General features: G+C 69.1%; 16 protein-coding genes. 11 read left to right on the top strand and 5 right to left on the bottom strand.

The window, feature by feature from the left end; genetic code table 11:
• Positions 1-202: 202 nt before the first annotated feature.
• A protein-coding gene (locus F0344_RS24290; RefSeq protein WP_185300792.1) for an IS5 family transposase occupies positions 203-1020 on the top strand; the annotation gives its coding sequence in 2 pieces (ribosomal slippage) (positions 203-542 and positions 542-1020; 819 coding nt in all).
• A gap of 82 nt (positions 1021-1102) precedes the next feature.
• Positions 1103-2509: a proline--tRNA ligase gene (gene proS / locus F0344_RS24285; protein WP_185300791.1), complete on the top strand. Its 1407-nt coding sequence runs from the start codon at positions 1103-1105 to the stop codon at positions 2507-2509.
• Positions 2510-2637: 128 nt separating this feature from the next.
• On the opposite strand, the gene F0344_RS24280 is transcribed toward proS, so the two are convergent.
• The 5 genes from F0344_RS24280 to F0344_RS24260 form a co-directional block, all read right to left on the bottom strand.
• Positions 2638-2880, bottom strand: a complete 243-nt coding sequence (locus tag F0344_RS24280) for a hypothetical protein (protein ID WP_185300790.1) — start codon at positions 2878-2880, stop codon at positions 2638-2640.
• Between the two features lie 129 nt (positions 2881-3009).
• On the bottom strand, positions 3010-4446 hold the full coding sequence (locus F0344_RS24275; RefSeq protein ID WP_185300789.1) for an amidase family protein: 1437 nt from the start codon (positions 4444-4446) through the stop codon (positions 3010-3012).
• Entirely contained in the window at positions 4443-5651 is a 1209-nt protein-coding gene (locus F0344_RS24270; RefSeq protein ID WP_185300788.1) for an MAB_1171c family putative transporter, read from the bottom strand. Before F0344_RS24270 ends, F0344_RS24275 begins: the two co-directional genes overlap by 4 nt.
• Positions 5648-6160 (bottom strand): hypothetical protein, encoded by a 513-nt coding sequence (locus F0344_RS36090; protein ID WP_258049746.1) that lies wholly within the window; start codon positions 6158-6160, stop codon positions 5648-5650. Before F0344_RS36090 ends, F0344_RS24270 begins: the two co-directional genes overlap by 4 nt.
• 36 nt (positions 6161-6196) lie before the next feature.
• Complete coding sequence (locus tag F0344_RS24260; RefSeq protein ID WP_258050090.1) at positions 6197-6667, bottom strand: XRE family transcriptional regulator; 471 nt, start codon at positions 6665-6667, stop codon at positions 6197-6199.
• 1157 nt (positions 6668-7824) lie between these two features.
• On the opposite strand from F0344_RS24260, the gene F0344_RS24255 reads away from it, so the two are divergent.
• From F0344_RS24255 to F0344_RS24215, 9 genes are all read left to right on the top strand, one after another.
• Positions 7825-8748 carry a helix-turn-helix domain-containing protein gene (locus F0344_RS24255; protein ID WP_185300787.1) on the top strand — a complete coding sequence of 308 codons (924 nt, stop codon included), beginning with the start codon at positions 7825-7827 and terminating at the stop codon, positions 8746-8748.
• Positions 8749-8753: 5 nt separating this feature from the next.
• Complete coding sequence (locus F0344_RS24250) at positions 8754-9443, top strand: zinc finger domain-containing protein (protein ID WP_185300786.1); 690 nt, start codon at positions 8754-8756, stop codon at positions 9441-9443.
• A 145-nt stretch (positions 9444-9588) separates the two neighbouring features.
• Positions 9589-10215, top strand: a complete 627-nt coding sequence (locus F0344_RS24245) for a WhiB family transcriptional regulator (RefSeq protein WP_185300785.1) — start codon at positions 9589-9591, stop codon at positions 10213-10215.
• Positions 10212-11882: a hypothetical protein gene (locus F0344_RS24240; protein WP_185300784.1), complete on the top strand. Its 1671-nt coding sequence runs from the start codon at positions 10212-10214 to the stop codon at positions 11880-11882. Before F0344_RS24245 ends, F0344_RS24240 begins: the two co-directional genes overlap by 4 nt.
• Positions 11879-12070: a hypothetical protein gene (locus F0344_RS24235; protein ID WP_185300783.1), complete on the top strand. Its 192-nt coding sequence runs from the start codon at positions 11879-11881 to the stop codon at positions 12068-12070. Before F0344_RS24240 ends, F0344_RS24235 begins: the two co-directional genes overlap by 4 nt.
• 189 nt (positions 12071-12259) lie before the next feature.
• A complete protein-coding gene (locus F0344_RS36580) occupies positions 12260-12400 on the top strand; it encodes a hypothetical protein (protein ID WP_308460988.1) in 141 nt (46 codons plus the stop codon).
• Between the two features lie 128 nt (positions 12401-12528).
• Positions 12529-13074, top strand: a complete 546-nt coding sequence (locus tag F0344_RS36085) for a MobC family plasmid mobilization relaxosome protein (RefSeq protein WP_258050089.1) — start codon at positions 12529-12531, stop codon at positions 13072-13074.
• Positions 13071-14819 carry a relaxase/mobilization nuclease domain-containing protein gene (locus F0344_RS24220; RefSeq protein WP_185300782.1) on the top strand — a complete coding sequence of 583 codons (1749 nt, stop codon included), beginning with the start codon at positions 13071-13073 and terminating at the stop codon, positions 14817-14819. The genes F0344_RS36085 and F0344_RS24220 overlap by 4 nt, the downstream gene beginning before the upstream one ends.
• Positions 14820-15244: 425 nt before the next feature.
• Positions 15245-15688: a hypothetical protein gene (locus F0344_RS24215; protein ID WP_185300781.1), complete on the top strand. Its 444-nt coding sequence runs from the start codon at positions 15245-15247 to the stop codon at positions 15686-15688.
• The last annotated feature ends 76 nt before the right edge of the window (positions 15689-15764 follow it).

Here is a 15764-nt window from a genome sequence, read left to right as displayed (position 1 = left end):
CAGAGCTGTGGGTGCCGAGCGCGCTTTCGGGCAGCGCACCAGGCGGTTGCCGACCAGTCTCGCCATTGTCATGCCGACTTTAGTGCCCATCGCCGTCAATTCAGCCCAGTAAATACGCGCGCTATCCTACGTGCGCCGACTCCCCTTATTTTTAGAGGATGTCTCACGTGGCTGCTCCGCTGATGCGGCATGATGTTGGATCGTGGGTGCTGATCTGTCGCGTCGGCTGGTGCCGGACGAACTGTGGGAGCTGACCGCTCCGTTGTTACCGAGGTTCACGTCCCGTCCGCAGGGTGGTGGTACGGCTCCGGTGGACGAGCGGGCGGTGTTCACGGCCGTGGTGTACGTGCTGACGAGTGGGTGTGCGTGGCGGTATCTACCGGAGTCGTTCGGTGTCTCACCGGCCACCGCGCACCGCCGGTTCACCGTGTGGACCGAGGCCGGGTTGTGGCGCAGGCTGCACCGGGCGGTGCTGGACGAACTCGGCGCCCGGGGTGAGCTGGACTGGTCGGCCGCGATCGTCGATGCCGCGTCGGTCCGGGCAAAAAGGGGGGCTCGCTGACCGGGCCGAATCCGGTCGATCGCGGCAAGAAGGGCAGCAAACTCCACGTGCTGTCCGAGGCCCATGGCCTGCCGCTGGCCGTGGCGGTGTCCGGCGCCAACCTGCACGACAGCCAGGCGTTCAAGGCGTTGATTCTCGGCATCCCCGCCGTCCGGTCCCGGCGCGGACCACGTCGGAGGAAGCCGGTGAAGGTCCGTGCGGACAAGGCGTACTACTCCGCCGAGCACCTCCGCTGGCTCCGCGGCCGCAACCTCATCGCACGGATCGCCCGCCCCGGTATCGAGTCCGGCGAGCGGCTCGGCCGGCACCGCTGGAAGATCGAGCGGTCGATCTCCTGGCTCTTCGGATACCGACGCCTCACCGTCCGGTACGAACGAAAAGGCAGCCACTTCCTCGCCTTTCTCGGCCTCGCCGCAGCCCTCACCTGCTACAAGAGACTCGCGAAGCTCGCCACGTGAGACATCCTCTTAGGCGTCGCCTCCAGCACGTTCGCCGTAGCGCGGCGGGTGCCCCACCATCGATCGGCTACAATCTCACCTCATGGCGAGCGTACTTACACCTCAGGCAGAGGACTTTCCCCGCTGGTACCAGGACGTCGTGGCAAAAGCCGAGCTAGCCGAGCCGGGTCCGGTGCGAGGGACGCAGGTCATCCGGCCGGTTGGGTATGCGATCTGGGAGCGGATGGTCTCCGAGATGGACGCTCGCATCAAGGCGGCCGGCGCCGAGAACGCGTCCTTCCCGCTGTTGATCCCGGAGTCGTACCTGCGCCGTGAGGCCGAGCACGTGGAAGGCTTCGCGCCCGAACTGGCAGTGGTGACCGTCGGCGGCGGCAAGCAGCTCGACGAGCCGGTCGTGATCCGGCCAACCAGCGAGACGGTCATCGGTGAGTCCATGGCCAAGTGGATCCAGTCCTACCGAGACCTTCCACTGCTGCTGAATCAGTGGGCAAACGTGCTTCGCTGGGAGATGCGGACCCGACTGTTCCTGCGGAGCTCGGAATTCCTCTGGCAGGAGGGTCATACCGCCCACGCCACCGAGGCCGACGCGCGCGCGTACGCCCGCCGGATCCTGCACGAGGCGTACGAGGACTTCATGGTGCAGGTGCTCGCGATCCCGGTCCAGGTCGGACTCAAGACAGCCCGGGAGCGGTTCGCCGGCGCGACACGCACCTATACCTGCGAAGCGATGATGCGCGACGGCAAGGCCCTGCAGATGGGCACATCGCACGAGCTCGGCCAGAACTTCGCCAAGGCGTTCGACATCGATTACCTGTCCTCCGAGGGTCGCCAGGAGCACTGCTGGACCACGTCCTGGGGCACGTCCACCCGGATGGTCGGCGGCCTCATTATGTGCCACGGCGACGACAACGGGCTGCGGGTGCCGCCGAGACTGGCTCCAGTCCAGGCTTATGTGACCGTCGTCAAGGACGGCGACGGCGTAATGGCCGAGGCGATGAAGCTACGGGACGCCCTGCGCGACGCCGGAGTCCGGGTCGGTTTCGACGACCGCGTCGATGTGTCGTTCGGCCGACGTGCGGTGCAGGCAGAGCTCCGCGGCTACCCCGTGCGTATCGAGCTCGGTCCGCGTGACCTGAAGGCTGGCAACGTGGTGCTGGTTCGGCGCGTGGACGGGACCAAGACGCCCACGCCGCTGGCCGAAGCCGTGTCGGCGGTGCTCGAAGCGCTCGAGGCCGACCAGGCGGCGCTCTTGGAGGAGGCGACCCGCCGCACCAAGGAGCGGACCGCCGATGTCACCACGCTCGAAGCGGCCATCGAGGCGGCTGGGGACGGGTTCGCCCGGGTGCCCTGGGTCAAGGTCGGCGCGGACGGGGAGGCGAGGGCGAACGAGGTGGGGGTGTCCGTGCGTTGCCTGACGAGGGCGGATGGCTCCGTGCCCGACAGCGACGACGAAGCGGACCTGGTCGCCTACCTCGCCAGATCGTACTAGCACCACCACATGGCCCCGCAGGAGCATGGCCTTCGCCACTGCTCCTGCGGGGCGGTTGAGTCGTCCTGAAGCGCGGTTCCGGTGTTGCCACCGGCCCGCTTCTCCAGGCCGCTCTCCGAAACGACGCGTCAACAGCGATCCCTTACAAGGGGACTGCACTCCGTCTCCTTGATCCCCAACTCACGCCTCAGGCCCTGGCCACCTACGGACTGATCCGTCTTAGCGTGGACGAGGTCTACCACTTTCACGGCCGCTGAGGCGTCGACTATCCCGAGCACACCTACTTCGAGCGGGAAGCGCCCGCCATCGACGCCCTGCGCGCGCAGCTCGTGGAACACCTCCAGGCCGGCCAGTCCATCGTCCTCGACCACGGCCTAGCGTCGCGCCGACCGCGACGAATGGAAGAAAACAGTCCGGGCCGCCGGCGGGCATTCGCCTGAGGCCCCTGAACCCGTACTGCCATCTCTCATTTGCCATCGGCGTGCCGCTGGCTAACAGTGTCAAAGACTGATTCCCGCGGCCCTCCCTCCGAGAAGCGACGCCAGATACTCCGCCAGGGCGAGCAAGGTTCGATCCGAGTAGTTCGGTCCCACGAGCTGTACACCGATCGGGAGGCCGTCAGCGCTTCGCGCGACAGGCATGACCAGGCTGGGCAGACCGACGTGGCTGGTGAGGTTGGCCCAGCCGGTTTGGTCGAAGAAGCTCCGCTCGACTCCGTCGACCGTGAGAGTGCGACTGCCGGCCAGGATCGCCGCAGTGGGAGCGACAGGGGTGACGAGGACATCGCGCTCGGCGTCGGCGAAGAAGCGATGCCACGTCTCCCGGAGTCGGAGGCGCTCCTCGTTGGCGCGGAGCCAGGCGCGGTGTGTCTGCGTTCGGTGGCGAAGGAAGGTTGCCCGTGGGCTCAAGTCACCCTCGTGCAGGTCACGTGCCGCCGCGAGTTCGGCCGCGGCAGCTCCATCGTCGGTGGCTGCCGTTGAGGTGCCGTGGAGGAGCTGCTCGAATGGGCGGAGAGATGCGGCGAAGCCGACCGGTCCCTCGGTGCGGCAGACGTTCGAGCCCGCAGAGGCCAGAGCCTGCTCGACGGCGGCGAGAGCGCCCGCGATTTCAGGGTCGACGGGGCAGCTTGCGTCCTCGGCCCACACCGCCACGTGGAGCTGGCCGGCTGAGCGGCGGGGGGTGGGCAGCTTCACGAGCCAGGGGCTGTTCTCGGCGGGCGACGGTGTTGTCAGCGCGTCAAGGAGGAGGCCGAGGTCTCGGGGGTGGCGTGCCAGGGGGCCGGGGGTGACCATGTCGCTGCTGGTGATCCATCCCGGCGGGCGGGGTATGTGGCCGCGAGCCGGGACAAGTCCGTGCGTGGGGCGCAGGCCGTATACGCCGCAGTAGTGCGCCGGAAGCCTCAGTGAGCCTGCGAGGTCGCTGCCGAGGTCGGCGGGGGTCAGGTGGTCGGCGACTGCGGCGGCTGGCCCCCCGGAGGAGCCGCCGACGGTGCGCTCAGGATCGTGAGGATTGAGCGTGCGGCCGAACAGGCTGTTGTCGGTGTGCAGGTCCTGGCAGTACGCCGGCGTATTCGTCTTGCCCATGATCACGGCCCCTTGGTGGCGGAGCCGGGCGACCGCGTCGGCGTCGCGTACGGGTACGTGATCCGCGAGGTCTTCGGCACCGCTGGTGGTGCGCAGGCCAGCCGTCTCGAAGCTGTCCTTGATCGTGAGGGGAAGGCCGTCGAGGGTGCCGTTGCTCTCGTTGCGGGCGCGGCGTTCGTCTGCTGCTCCCGCGGCGGTCCGGGCCGCGTCGTCGTCGCGGGTGACGACAGCGTTCACGTGGCTCGCGTCGATCCGATCGAGATGGAGGTCAAGTAGCTCGCGGCTCGAGATCTCGCCGCGGTCCAGGGCCTGGAGCTGAACGTGAGCGGGCTGACGGGTGAGGTCGTTCGTCATGCGGAGACTCGCTCAAGGTGGGGGGCTCGTGCGGGCTGGCGTGGCAGGTGGCGAGCGACATCGAGGAGAGCATCGATGTCGTCCATGGGCCGACTGGTCTGGCGTTCGGAGTCAGCGAACTCCGTGAGCTGGTCGGGCTCCGGGCGGGTGCCTTCGGCCCGGGCAGCGATTCCGGCGAGGATCTGGTCCGCCGTGACGGCGGCCGAAAGATCTTGACCGTGAAGCCCTCGGGCCCGGTGATGGGCTTCGCTGGCCTCGCGGACCGCAGCATCAAGATACCGACGGATCACGAACCGGCCGTCCCGGATCTCGACTGCTCGGCGGTAGAGCCGGATCGAGATGCGGCGAAAGCGACGCCGCTGGGCCCGGTCGACTCGGTCAATCGGCAGCTCGATCTCGGGCGCTTCGCTGTAGAACGCCAGCCAGAGAGGACGCAGGCCGTAGTAGCAGCGGTACTGCTTAATCCGGTACTGGACGCTCTGGGCCTGGTCGCTGATGGTGGGCACGAGCCAGCCGATGAGCGTGAGCATGGCGCCGACATCGCCGCAGGTCCAGGCGAAGCCTTCCCAGTCGGCGAGGGAGGTGTCGAAGGCGCCGGCGATCACGTTGCCGATGCGGACTGCGCTGTATCCGAGGGTGACGGTGGCGCCGAGGGCGACGATGCGCAGGCCGACGCGGACGGACCCGCGGGTGCTGCGGCGGGCCAGGCGCCAGCAGGCGCGGGCGAGGAACAGTTCTCCGATGGTGTAGGCCGTGACGTACAGGGTGAGGTACGCGGCGTACCAGCCGTCGTGCGCGTAGTACAGCGTGAAGTCGATCGGACGCGGCGCGCTGGGCGTCAGCAGAGCGAACAGCACCAACAGTCCGGCGATCACGGCAAAGCCGGCCCCGAGCCACCGGCGACTGCGCCGGCGGGCGACGTCGGGCGAAGACCCCCAGTACGTGAGAACCACCTGCTGACAGGCGAGGAGCGCGACTACGCACCCCTGCGCGAGGGGTACGGAAAGGTTGACGGTGCCGAGCACGCGGTCGAGGTAGTTCCACATCGGTGTGATGGAGAACAGGAACGACAGCCCTGACAGCAGGAAGACAGCGGCCAAAGCGGTGGAGGCGGGATCACGGCGGCGGGCCGGCACATCCCGCAGGAGGCAGAGGAAGCCGAGCGTGGCGACAACAAGGCTGATCGGATGGAGCAAGTCCTTCACGGCCGGGCCTCCCGTCGGCGCAGGAGCGTGTGCGTAACCCGGTCCTGGACTTCGTCCCCGGAGGACTCGTCGCTGCGCAGCCACCGGTCGATAATCCGGCGCTGGAGCAGCGAAGCGAGAAGCTCGGTATCCCGCTCCTCGTCCTCGTCGTACTTCGTGCGCCCCAACATCATCTCCACGGTGGCCGAACCGACGCTGGTGAAGATCGTCGAGGAGAGCGCGGACGCCGGGCGGTTTTTGTGATGGCCGAGCAGCAGGTGGCTGAACTCGTGGGCGATGATGTGGTCCTGGTGCAGACAGCTGGTCCGCGGGTCGTAGTACACGTAGAAGGCACTCTCCGTGACAGCGCATGCTCCGCACACAGAGGGTGCCTGCTCACGGGGCTCTAGGACCACATTCCGTCCCGTGCGGCGTGAGACCTCGTCGCTGAGATCGCGGATATTGGTGACGTGCGGGAGCCGCAGCTCGGCCAAGAGGTCAGGCCGGCGCAGCCTGCGTACAGACCACATTGATTTTCCTTGATCACTTACTGAACTAAGGCCGATTCACGCGCCAGTTGAGGGTGGCAACCCCTCGGATTTTCGTACGCTCTCGACGATCCCCAGGACAGCGTCCTTTCCGTCCGCGGAGACGTCGGATAGGCGAAGAAGAACGTTCTTGATCTTCGCGTCACGAAGCAGTGCGAGCAACTCCAGCTCCTGCACTGTCTTTTCGGCGACGGCATCATCGAACCAATAACCGGGATCCACCCCGAAGAACCCTGCGAGCGCTTCGAGATGACGCTTCGTCGGGTTATCGCGCTGCCCGGTCCGCAGGAGCCACAGGTACTGCGCGGACAGCTTGCCCAGCCCTCGTTTTTCCATCAGCTCGGCCACTTCGGCGTTGCTGAAAGGGCCGCGATCGGGCGGGTGCACCGTATCGAACAGGCGGTTTAGGCGGTCCATGAGCCCCTGGGGGGTCACCTGGCCTTCGGTCGACTCTTCCATGATCCTTTTCTGGGTGGACTTCGTCGTCACTTCAACCACCACACTACCTCGCCATAAACACCAGTTGACGGCGCGATCCCGCGTATGGAAAGTTCTTCCTCACCAGCACGTTTCCGCGTGGCACGCACCGCCCATTTCGGGTCGGCCTGTCCGTTTCTACCGGCAGGAATGCTCCGGGCGACGTGGCGCGAGCCACATTTCCCTAGCGACATACGTCACGTCTGGCACGCCAAGGATTTGATCTTCGACCGGAAAGCGCGGGGGTGACCGTGGAAACGCCTCATTCAGATCGTCTTTCTGTCGCGGGAGGTATCAGACACCCGCCGCAATTCGGACACAATGGCACGCTCTCGACGTTCGGGGCAACCGCGGCAACGGTGCTCCTCGACGCCAGGGGGCGGCCCGAACCGAGCCCTACGCGCGACATCGACCACCGATCACACGGTGACTCTCTGCTACCAGTACAGGGGTTAAGGGCCGAGCCTGGCCCGTGTCGCGGGTTCGTCCGTGCGCATGTGCCCGGGCAGCCACCAGCGCACTCCTGAGCCTCCGGCCGCCGGAGCGATCTATCCCGGCGAATCGGGCAAAGGATCACCGATGACGCCCCGGTGAGGCTTGCCTGGTTGGTCCAACAAACCGTCGTCGCATGAGACGCGACGGGGCGCTGCGATGTTCATCTCCGAGTCCGTCGGGGCAATCATGGCGCTGTCCGCGTCCCGGCCGGCCGCCCCCACCCGCAGGCGCAGGTGCCGACGCCCTCCACACGACTTGTAGAGAGTCCTTTAGCAAGGTCTGGATCTTGCGCCACAGCCCGCATATGTTCGTCGTCCCCCGCCGGGCACCCCGCCCAGCAGCAGACGGCATAAGGAGCCATATGCGGAACGCGCGATCCAGCAGGGCTGCATAGCCCCGAAAACAGCGACGGCGCCCATGGAGCCACTAACTCCCGGACGCCGGCCGCCTGACGGCACTCCCGCCCCGGCAAGGGCGGAGATTACCCACCTTTACCGCACCGGACCTTTCCTACGGGCACCCCGGCGCGGCTTTCACTACGGAGGAGAGTCTTACATGCCGCCTGCCCTGCGCAAAAGGCCAGCGTTCCCGGCCTGCGCGGCAGCCGCCCCCGCTCACCCGTCTCCCGCGTCGTCGACACCCATGCTCACGTACCTCGTGAAGGCGGTGTCCCGATGAGCGGGCAGGCACGTAAGTGGGCCTGGGAGAGCAGCACCAGCCGCGGCACGGCCCGCTTGGTCCTCCTGTCGATCGCCGACCGGATCCCCGACGAGCAGTGCGTCGCCTATGCGGGCCTCACCGAGCTGATGGAGCGGACGCACGCCAGCCGCAACGCAGTGCGCGGCGCCCTCACCTCACTGGTCGCGACCGGCGATCTCGAGATATGCGCCGACTTTGAGGGCCCCCAGCACAGCACGGTGTACCGCATGCCGCGCCCTGCTGCCTGGCTCGCGAAAGTCGCTGCTGCCCAGAAGGCCGACCCCGAGCTGCGCGTCGAGGACGTCGAACCGCTGGCGGACGCCGACCCCGCTCCCGCTCTTGATGACCTGGACGAGGAGCGGCTGCGCAAGCACCGCATTTGCCGCAGGGCGGGGTCTGAATCGGGCCCCCCTCGTCAGAATCTGACCGGGTCGAAATCTCCACCCCCTCGTCAGAATCTGACCCCTCCCCGGGTCAGAAACCGCCCCCCTTCCGGGTCAGAAACTGACCCCCAGAACTGTAGTGAACCGAAGGTGAACCGTAAGTACAGCAGCAGTAGTGCTGCCGGTCTCACCTCCGCCGCTGACTGGCAGGTCGACGACGCAAGCCTGTCCTGGGCCCAGCAGCAGGGACACCTCGCACGCCTTGGCGAGCAGGGCCTCCAGGCCGCCGACGCGAAGTGGCGACACCACCGAGCCGCCTGGAGCGTTCGCTCCGCCGCCGCCTGGGCTTCCGACTGGCAGTCCTGGGTCGCCCGCGAGCACAGCCCCACACCCCAGCGCCCGAACCTCTACGCCCTGCCCGGCGGCAGCCCTGCCCCACAGGCCGGCATGACCAAAGCCGACCTGCACATGGCCGCCCTGCTCGCCGCCGTCGACGAACCGACTGGAACGGAGTGACTGCCTTGAACCAACGTGAAGTTGCTGCCGTGCTCACCTACGTCGGCCGCCTGGACCCGCGCACGATCCGCACCGACGCGGGCGAGGCCCGCGACCAGCTCGCCATGTGGCACGAGCTGCTCGGCGACGTCCCGATGATCACCGCTCAGGGCTGGGACATCCGCGAGGCCGTCCGCAAGCGCATCGTCAGCTCGCCGTATCCGATCCTGCCGGCCGATGTAGCCCGCGAATGGCAAGCGCACCGCCGCGAACGTCTGGCCCGGCACACCGACCCGACTCCGTCGGCCGACCCGGACAATCCGCACGTCTGGCGGGCGGAGCTGCTGGCGGCGCGGGATGCCGTGGCTACGGGGCAGGCCGCCCCCTCGGCGCACCGCGAACTCACCGCTGGGCGACACCGGCCAGGGCTGAAGGACCAGCTGGCCGCCGTCGGCTCCTACATCCCGGCCGCCGTCCGCGCCGAGCTGGCCCCCTACCGCCCGGCTCGCGCCGCCCGTGAAGCCGCCATCACCGCCGGAGGTCCCGACGTGCTCAGCGTGCCGTGCGAGTGGTGCCACGCCGTCGAGGGTGAGCCTTGCCGCCGCCGGCGCATCACCCTCGACGGCGCCGCCCGAGGCAACGCACCGCTCGCGACCGCCCACCCCAGTCGCGTCGATCGCGCCCTGGCTGCCCAGGCCCCGGCGACTGCCGCCTGACCGCAGCCCGCTGCTCCAAAGAAACGTTCCGCCTCCGGTACGGCGCCACGCCGTACCCCGAGCCCGCCTCGCAGCGCCCCGCCGCACCCCACCCACCTTCGGTGCCGACGACCCGCACACCCCGAGGCGACTTCCGGAGACTGCCTTGCGCCACATCACCACCAACGACTCCCCGGCCCCGACCATCCGTGGCATCGCCGACCACAGCTGGCAGGCCCGGGGCCTGTGCCACAACATGCCGCCCAAGGTCATCGACGCACTGTTCTTCCACGCGGCCCGCGACCGCACGGCCATCGACGAGGCCAAGTCGATCTGCGGCCAGTGCCCGGTGAAGAAGGCGTGCTTCGACTACGCCCTCGACAACGAGATCAGGCACGGCATGTGGGGCGGCCTCACCGAGGACGAGCGCCGCCCCTGGCACGCCAAGGTCAACAAGCGCCTGGACTACAGCCGTGTCAAGGCGGCCTTCGAAGGCCGCGACATCCACCTCAGCGACGCCGAACGTGAGGCCGTCACCCGCCACGCGTACGTCCGCGGCTGGAGCCCCGAGCGCCTCGCCTTCACGCTGCGGCTCGACCTGGACTGGGCGCGTGACCTGATGCGCAACGCCGCGCACGCTGTCGCCGACCGCGACCGCTACTGGGATCAGGACGACGAGACCGAGCCGACCGACGACGAAACGGCCGAGGACGAAGAGGCCGCCTCGCCGGTGCAGGTGCCCCGCCAGGTTCAGACCCACTCCCTGATCGCCGCTCTCCGAAAGGCCGCATGACTCACCCCATCGCCATGTCCCTGCCCCTCGGTATTGATCCCGTCTACGCGGTCGCGGCTGTCGGGGTGCTCGCCCTGGTGCTGGCCAGATGGTCGATCCGACGCAACCGGACACGGGCAGGCGCCCCGCGCGCCGGCACCCCCACGGTCTGGGTCGCTGCCCTCGCGGCGCTGGGCTGCACGGCATACAGCGCGGAGACCAGCTGGTTCTTCGCCGCTGACTACCTCGGCATGACCGACACGGTGCAACGGGCTGCCTTCTTCTCCACGGCCGAGCTGGCGCTGTTCGCGAACGCTCTGCTGGCCCGCCAGAACCTGCGCAATCAAGGCGCGCCCGGCGTTCCCGGCACCCTGGTCTGGGTGCTCACCGGGGTGCAGATCATCCCGGCGTACGCCGAATCAGGGCCGGTCGGCGGCACCGTGCGAGCGATCGTCGGTCCGGTCATGGCGGCCATGCTCTGGCATCTGGCCATGGGTATCGAGCTGCGGCTGCACAAGCCGGACGCCTCCTCGCAGGGGCTGCTGGCGACGCTCGGGCGCGAAGTGCGGGAACGTCTCCTCTCCCGACTGGGTGTTGCCACGCGGAACCGCGATGCCGCCCAGATCACCCGGGAGCGCGCCACGGAGCGGGCAGGGGCCCTCGCGTCCCGGCTGGCCAAGATGCCGGAGAAGGATCGCAAGAATCGTCACGGGCGCCGGATCGAACGGCGGCTCGAGACGGCCCTTTCACGATCCGGGGTCGGTACAGATCCTGACCAGCGTCGTGCGCTTCTGGAGCAGCTGGCCGCCCGCCGGCATGCCGCGGCCCTCGCCTCTGTCGCCCTGCCGTCCCCCTGGACTCAGCCCTCGTGGGAGCAAGACGACCACCGTGTGGACCGGTCCCCACGCGGTACGGCCCCGGGGACTCGGACGCTCCCCGAGGAACAGGTGAGCCCGACGGGGACGGTCCCCGAGGCCGGTCCCCGAACCGCTGCCTCGATCGGGGACCGCGCTGTCGGGGACGCGGCCGAGCCCGTTGGGGACGGTCCCCACGCCGTCCCCAACGACAACGGGGAGCGGGAACACCCCAACACCGAAACGGGGACCGGGCCCGACGGGGACCGTCCCCACACCGTCCCCAACGACAACGGGGACCGCATCGGTGAGCGCGACTCGCATCTGCCCGGCCAGGGTGAAGAGGCGAAGGCGGAGGGCCCCGCCGTGATCCCGGGGACCGGTGAGGCTGGCGATGGCGCGGGCGGCAACATCCACGAAGTCGCAGCACAGAGGGACGGTGGCCCGTCCCCGGCGGCCGTCCCCAAAGACGACGAGGGCCGGGAGCACCCCGACACCGAAACGGGGACCGAGCCCAACGGGGACCGTCCCCACACCGTCCCCCTGCGTCGCAAGCCGCCGCAGAAGGGCTCCCGAAACCGTCCGGGCGCCGGGCAGGCCAAGCGTCCGCGGAACGGGCCCCGGCTGACCGTCGAGCAGATGGTCGAGCGGGTTCGTCCGCACGTGCCCGCGCTGCTGGAGCGGGACGGCAACGCGTCGGTCACCCGTCCCCAGCTGCGAGAGATCCTCCGCGCCCAGAACATCCAGGGCGGCCGGAACGAGCGCCTGACGCCGGTCCTGCAGCTGCTGCGGGACGAGGCGGCCACCACCACGACAAGGAGCACGGCCCGATGAAGACCTGCCATCGGTTCGCCACCATCAAGTCCGGCTTTGAGCAGGACATCCGGTTCCTGCGCGGTCACTCCGAGCGTCATCAGGGGTCGACGTCGGCGAAGACGAGCGCGAAGAACGCCTTCTCGGTGAAGCGGAACATGGCGCGGGCCTTGAGCCGGCACCTAGACCGCTGTCCCGAGTGCGGCTGACACCTGCAAAGGAGCAGGTCACGCGCCTGCCTCCGTATTCCGCCGGGTGGCCCGGCCTCGGTCGGGCGGCCCCCCTGTGATGGAAGGATCGCCATTCCTGCCCGCAATCCGCGTACGCGCACCCCGTCGACCGCCGAGGCCGGCGCCTGGGCGGAAGTGCTCGTACGGCACCAGCTCCTACACGCAGCCGTGCTGGCCCCCAACGGCCAGTGGCTCACCCAGGACCACCCCGAGTCCCCAGTCCGAGTCCTCGATGGCCCGGCCGCCATGGTCGAACTCGCCGCCGAGATCCAGCACCGCATCCGCACTACGAGGAACCGCACCCGATGACGAACCCGACGACACCCCCCACTCACGCGCACGGTGAGCCGGAATCCAACTCAACCTCACCGCGAGCAAGTTGGTGCGAGAGTAGTACTCCCGTTGGGAGTACTACTCTCGCGTCCTCCGCCCCGGGGGTGGCGGAGGCGGTCCAGCGCCGGGGGGCGCCGGACCGAGGGGATGCGGCCGAGGGCGGCCGGCATCCCCAGGAGGAGCAGACAGCCACCCACCCGTGCCACAACCCACACTGCACGTACCACGCGAGCGCGCCGTCGAGCCAGCCGCCCGCGCGCAACCGCACGCCGAAGACCAAGTCGAGCAAGCGCAAGCACCTGATCACCAGCCGCTTCAGCGACGACGAGAAGCAGTCCGTCCTCGACGCCGCAGCCGCGTGCGCCATGACGCCGTCCGGCTTCCTCGCCCACGCAGCGCTCAGCGCCGCGCGCGACCTGACGCGCACGGCAGCCGAGATCGCCGGCGAACGCGAAATGCTCGCCGAGCTGTTCAGCCTCCGTCGCCACCTCGGGCAGATCGGCAACAACGTCAACCAGGTTGCCAAGAGGCTCAATTCAGGCGGTGATGCCCCGCACGCCGAAGCGGTCCTCTCTGCCGTACACCGTGCCGCCCGGCGCGTGGACACCTTCACCCAGCACTACCTGGACAGCGAGCGCCCGGCCACGTGATCCCCAGAGTCCACGACATGGGCCATGACACCCGCGGACTGGTGGCCTATCTGTACGGCCCCGGCAAGGCCGAGGAGCACATCAATCCGCACCTGGTCGCCGCGTGGGACAGTCAGGCCCCCGACCCCGTCCCCAATTCGAAGGCCACGTACGGCGACCTGCAGCGCCTGCTCGACCAGCCCGTCATGGCTCTGCCCGAGAGCGCCAGGCCCGACGAGTACGTATGGCATCTGTCCGTACGCGCCGCGCCGGAGGATCCGATCCTCACCGATGAGCAGTGGGCCGACATCGCCCGCCGCATGGTCGCCGCCACCGGCATCGCCCCCGAAGGCGACGACGCCGCCTGCCGCTGGGCGGCCGTCCGCCACGCCGACGATCACATCCACATCGTCGCCACCGTCGTACGTGAGGACGGCCGCCAGGCTCGCATCCGCCAGGACGGCGCCCGCTCCCAGACCGAAGCCCGAAAGGTCGAAATCGACTACGGGCTACGCCGGTTGAACGTCGGCGACGGAACCGCCGCGAAACACCCCACCAGCGCCGAACGCCACAAGGCGGACCGCCAGGGCAAGGAACGCACCCCACGCGAGGAGCTGCGCGAGACCGTTCGCCGGGCCGCAGCCGGAGTCGCCAGCGAGGAGGAGTTCTTCGACCGGCTGGCCGCCGCCGGCCTCCTGATCCGCCAGCGCACCGCACCCTCCGGTGATCTGCTCGGCTACAAGGTCGCGTTGCCGGACGACCGCAACGAGGACCAGGAACCGATCTACTATTCCGGCTCCACCCTCGCGCCCGACCTCTCCCTGCCCCGCATCCGTAAGCGGTGGGCTGACGACCTCACCGGTCACCACAGCGACGCCGCCACGGACCGCTCCTCCAGCTCGCCCCGCATCAGCCCGTCGGCCGCTCGGCGGCAGGCGACGACAGCGGTCTGGCAGGCTGTGCTGATCCTCGACCAGGGCGACGACGCGCAGATCGCCGCGCACCTCGCCGCAGCCGGCGAGGTCCTCGACGCGCTCGCCAAGACCTCGGCCGCGCACACCCGCCGTGAACTGAGAGATGCCGCCTGGGCGTTCGAGCGGGCGACCCGCTCCCACATCCAGGCCGAGCGAGGCCACGACCGTGCCCTGCGTCAGGCTGCCCGCGATCTCGTCTACGGCGGTCCCGCCCTCGGCCGCGGGGAGGACGGTGCCACCACCGCCATGCTCATCGACATGGCGTTCTTCCTGGTCAGCGCCGCCGCCCACTGGCACGCGAAGAAGGAGCACGCCCAGCAGGCCGCTGCTGCCCGCCAGGCCGCCGACCACCTGCGTGCCGCCTACCAGGCCGCCGCGCCCCTGCACCTCGGCGTGATGCACCAGCGCGGTCGCCGCCTGTCTCACCCCCTCCAGCGCAAGCAGGCGGCCAATCTCCGACGGGCGGTGCCGGAGCTGGCCGAGCAGATCCTCGCCGAGCCTGGGTGGCACGCCCTGGCCGCCACCCTCGCCGACGTCGCGAACGCCGGCCACGACCCCGCCGCGCTCCTGGCGGAAGCCGCGGAGCGACGCGAGCTGGAGACCGCAGAGTCGATCAGTGACGTGATGGTATGGCGGCTGCGGCGGCTGGCTGATCTGCCCGCGGACGCCTCGACCGGGCCGGAGAGCGGTACGACGAAGGGCGTATCGACGGGGCAGACGCGTAAGAAGGCGACGCCGCCGTCGCAGAATGCCTCGGCCACGCGGACCGGCGCGAGAGAACCCCGGCGCTGAGCACCGCGCTTAAAGCACCGACGCGCACACCGCGATGATCACGGTGGCCCCTGCGATGCACAGCATGATGGTGCGCGCCTCCGGCACCCACCGACTTCGCTGTTCAGGCTGCGGCTCGTGGGTGCCGGGGCACCGGCAGCCGGTCGCGTGCTCCATGACCGGCGACTCCAGCCAGTACGCGCCGCTCAGCTGCGTCGGGAACGTTGAAGGATCTGTGCTTCGCATGCTCGGGGCAACGCCCGTCCGCCCCAAACGGCACGTGCCGCAACCGATCTGGAATGAAAACAGAGGCCCACGCCCCGCCCGCAGGTGCCGTGCCGAAGTCCTCCGGCAAGTCGTCCGCCTTCAACATTTCTAGAGTTGCAGCAGGTCAGGGGATTGCGGCACTCTCCTCGTGCAGGCGAGACGAGAGAGATGGAGACGGCATGTTCCGACGCAACCGTGCGGACCGAGAATTCCGTGAAGCCCAGCGGGCCGGCCAGGCAGTGCTGGCGATGCACACCGAGCTGCCGCTGCCGGACTGCCCCGGCCCCCGCGCAGCGCCGGCACCTGCCGCGCCGGAGTCCACGATGGTGCCCGACTTCCTGCCGGCAGACTTCCGGGCGCCGTCCCGCCAGGACGTCTCGGGGTTCATGATGCGCTGGGACCTGCCGCTCGTCATCGACGGCGAAGTCCACCAGTGCCACTGCGGCGCGTACCGGAACTGGATCGTCTTCAACATGCGTGACGACTCGGTGTGGCTGCGCTGCGAGGCCGGCCACGAGGCCAAGGAGTCCCGCCTGGACACCGCCTGGTACAACCGCAACTCCGGTCCGGTCGACCACTTCCACGCCACCCTCGACGAGGGCCTGCGCCACCTCGGCCACTGACGTCGCGAAACCCCTTCCCCCACCCCTGCGTTCGTCGGCACCCGGAGGACCGACCTGGTCAGACCCTCCATCTCGC

This window comes from Streptomyces finlayi (assembly GCF_014216315.1).
Classification (GTDB): Bacteria; Actinomycetota; Actinomycetes; order Streptomycetales; family Streptomycetaceae; genus Streptomyces; species Streptomyces finlayi_A.
This window is presented reverse-complemented; position numbering and strand designations above follow the sequence as displayed.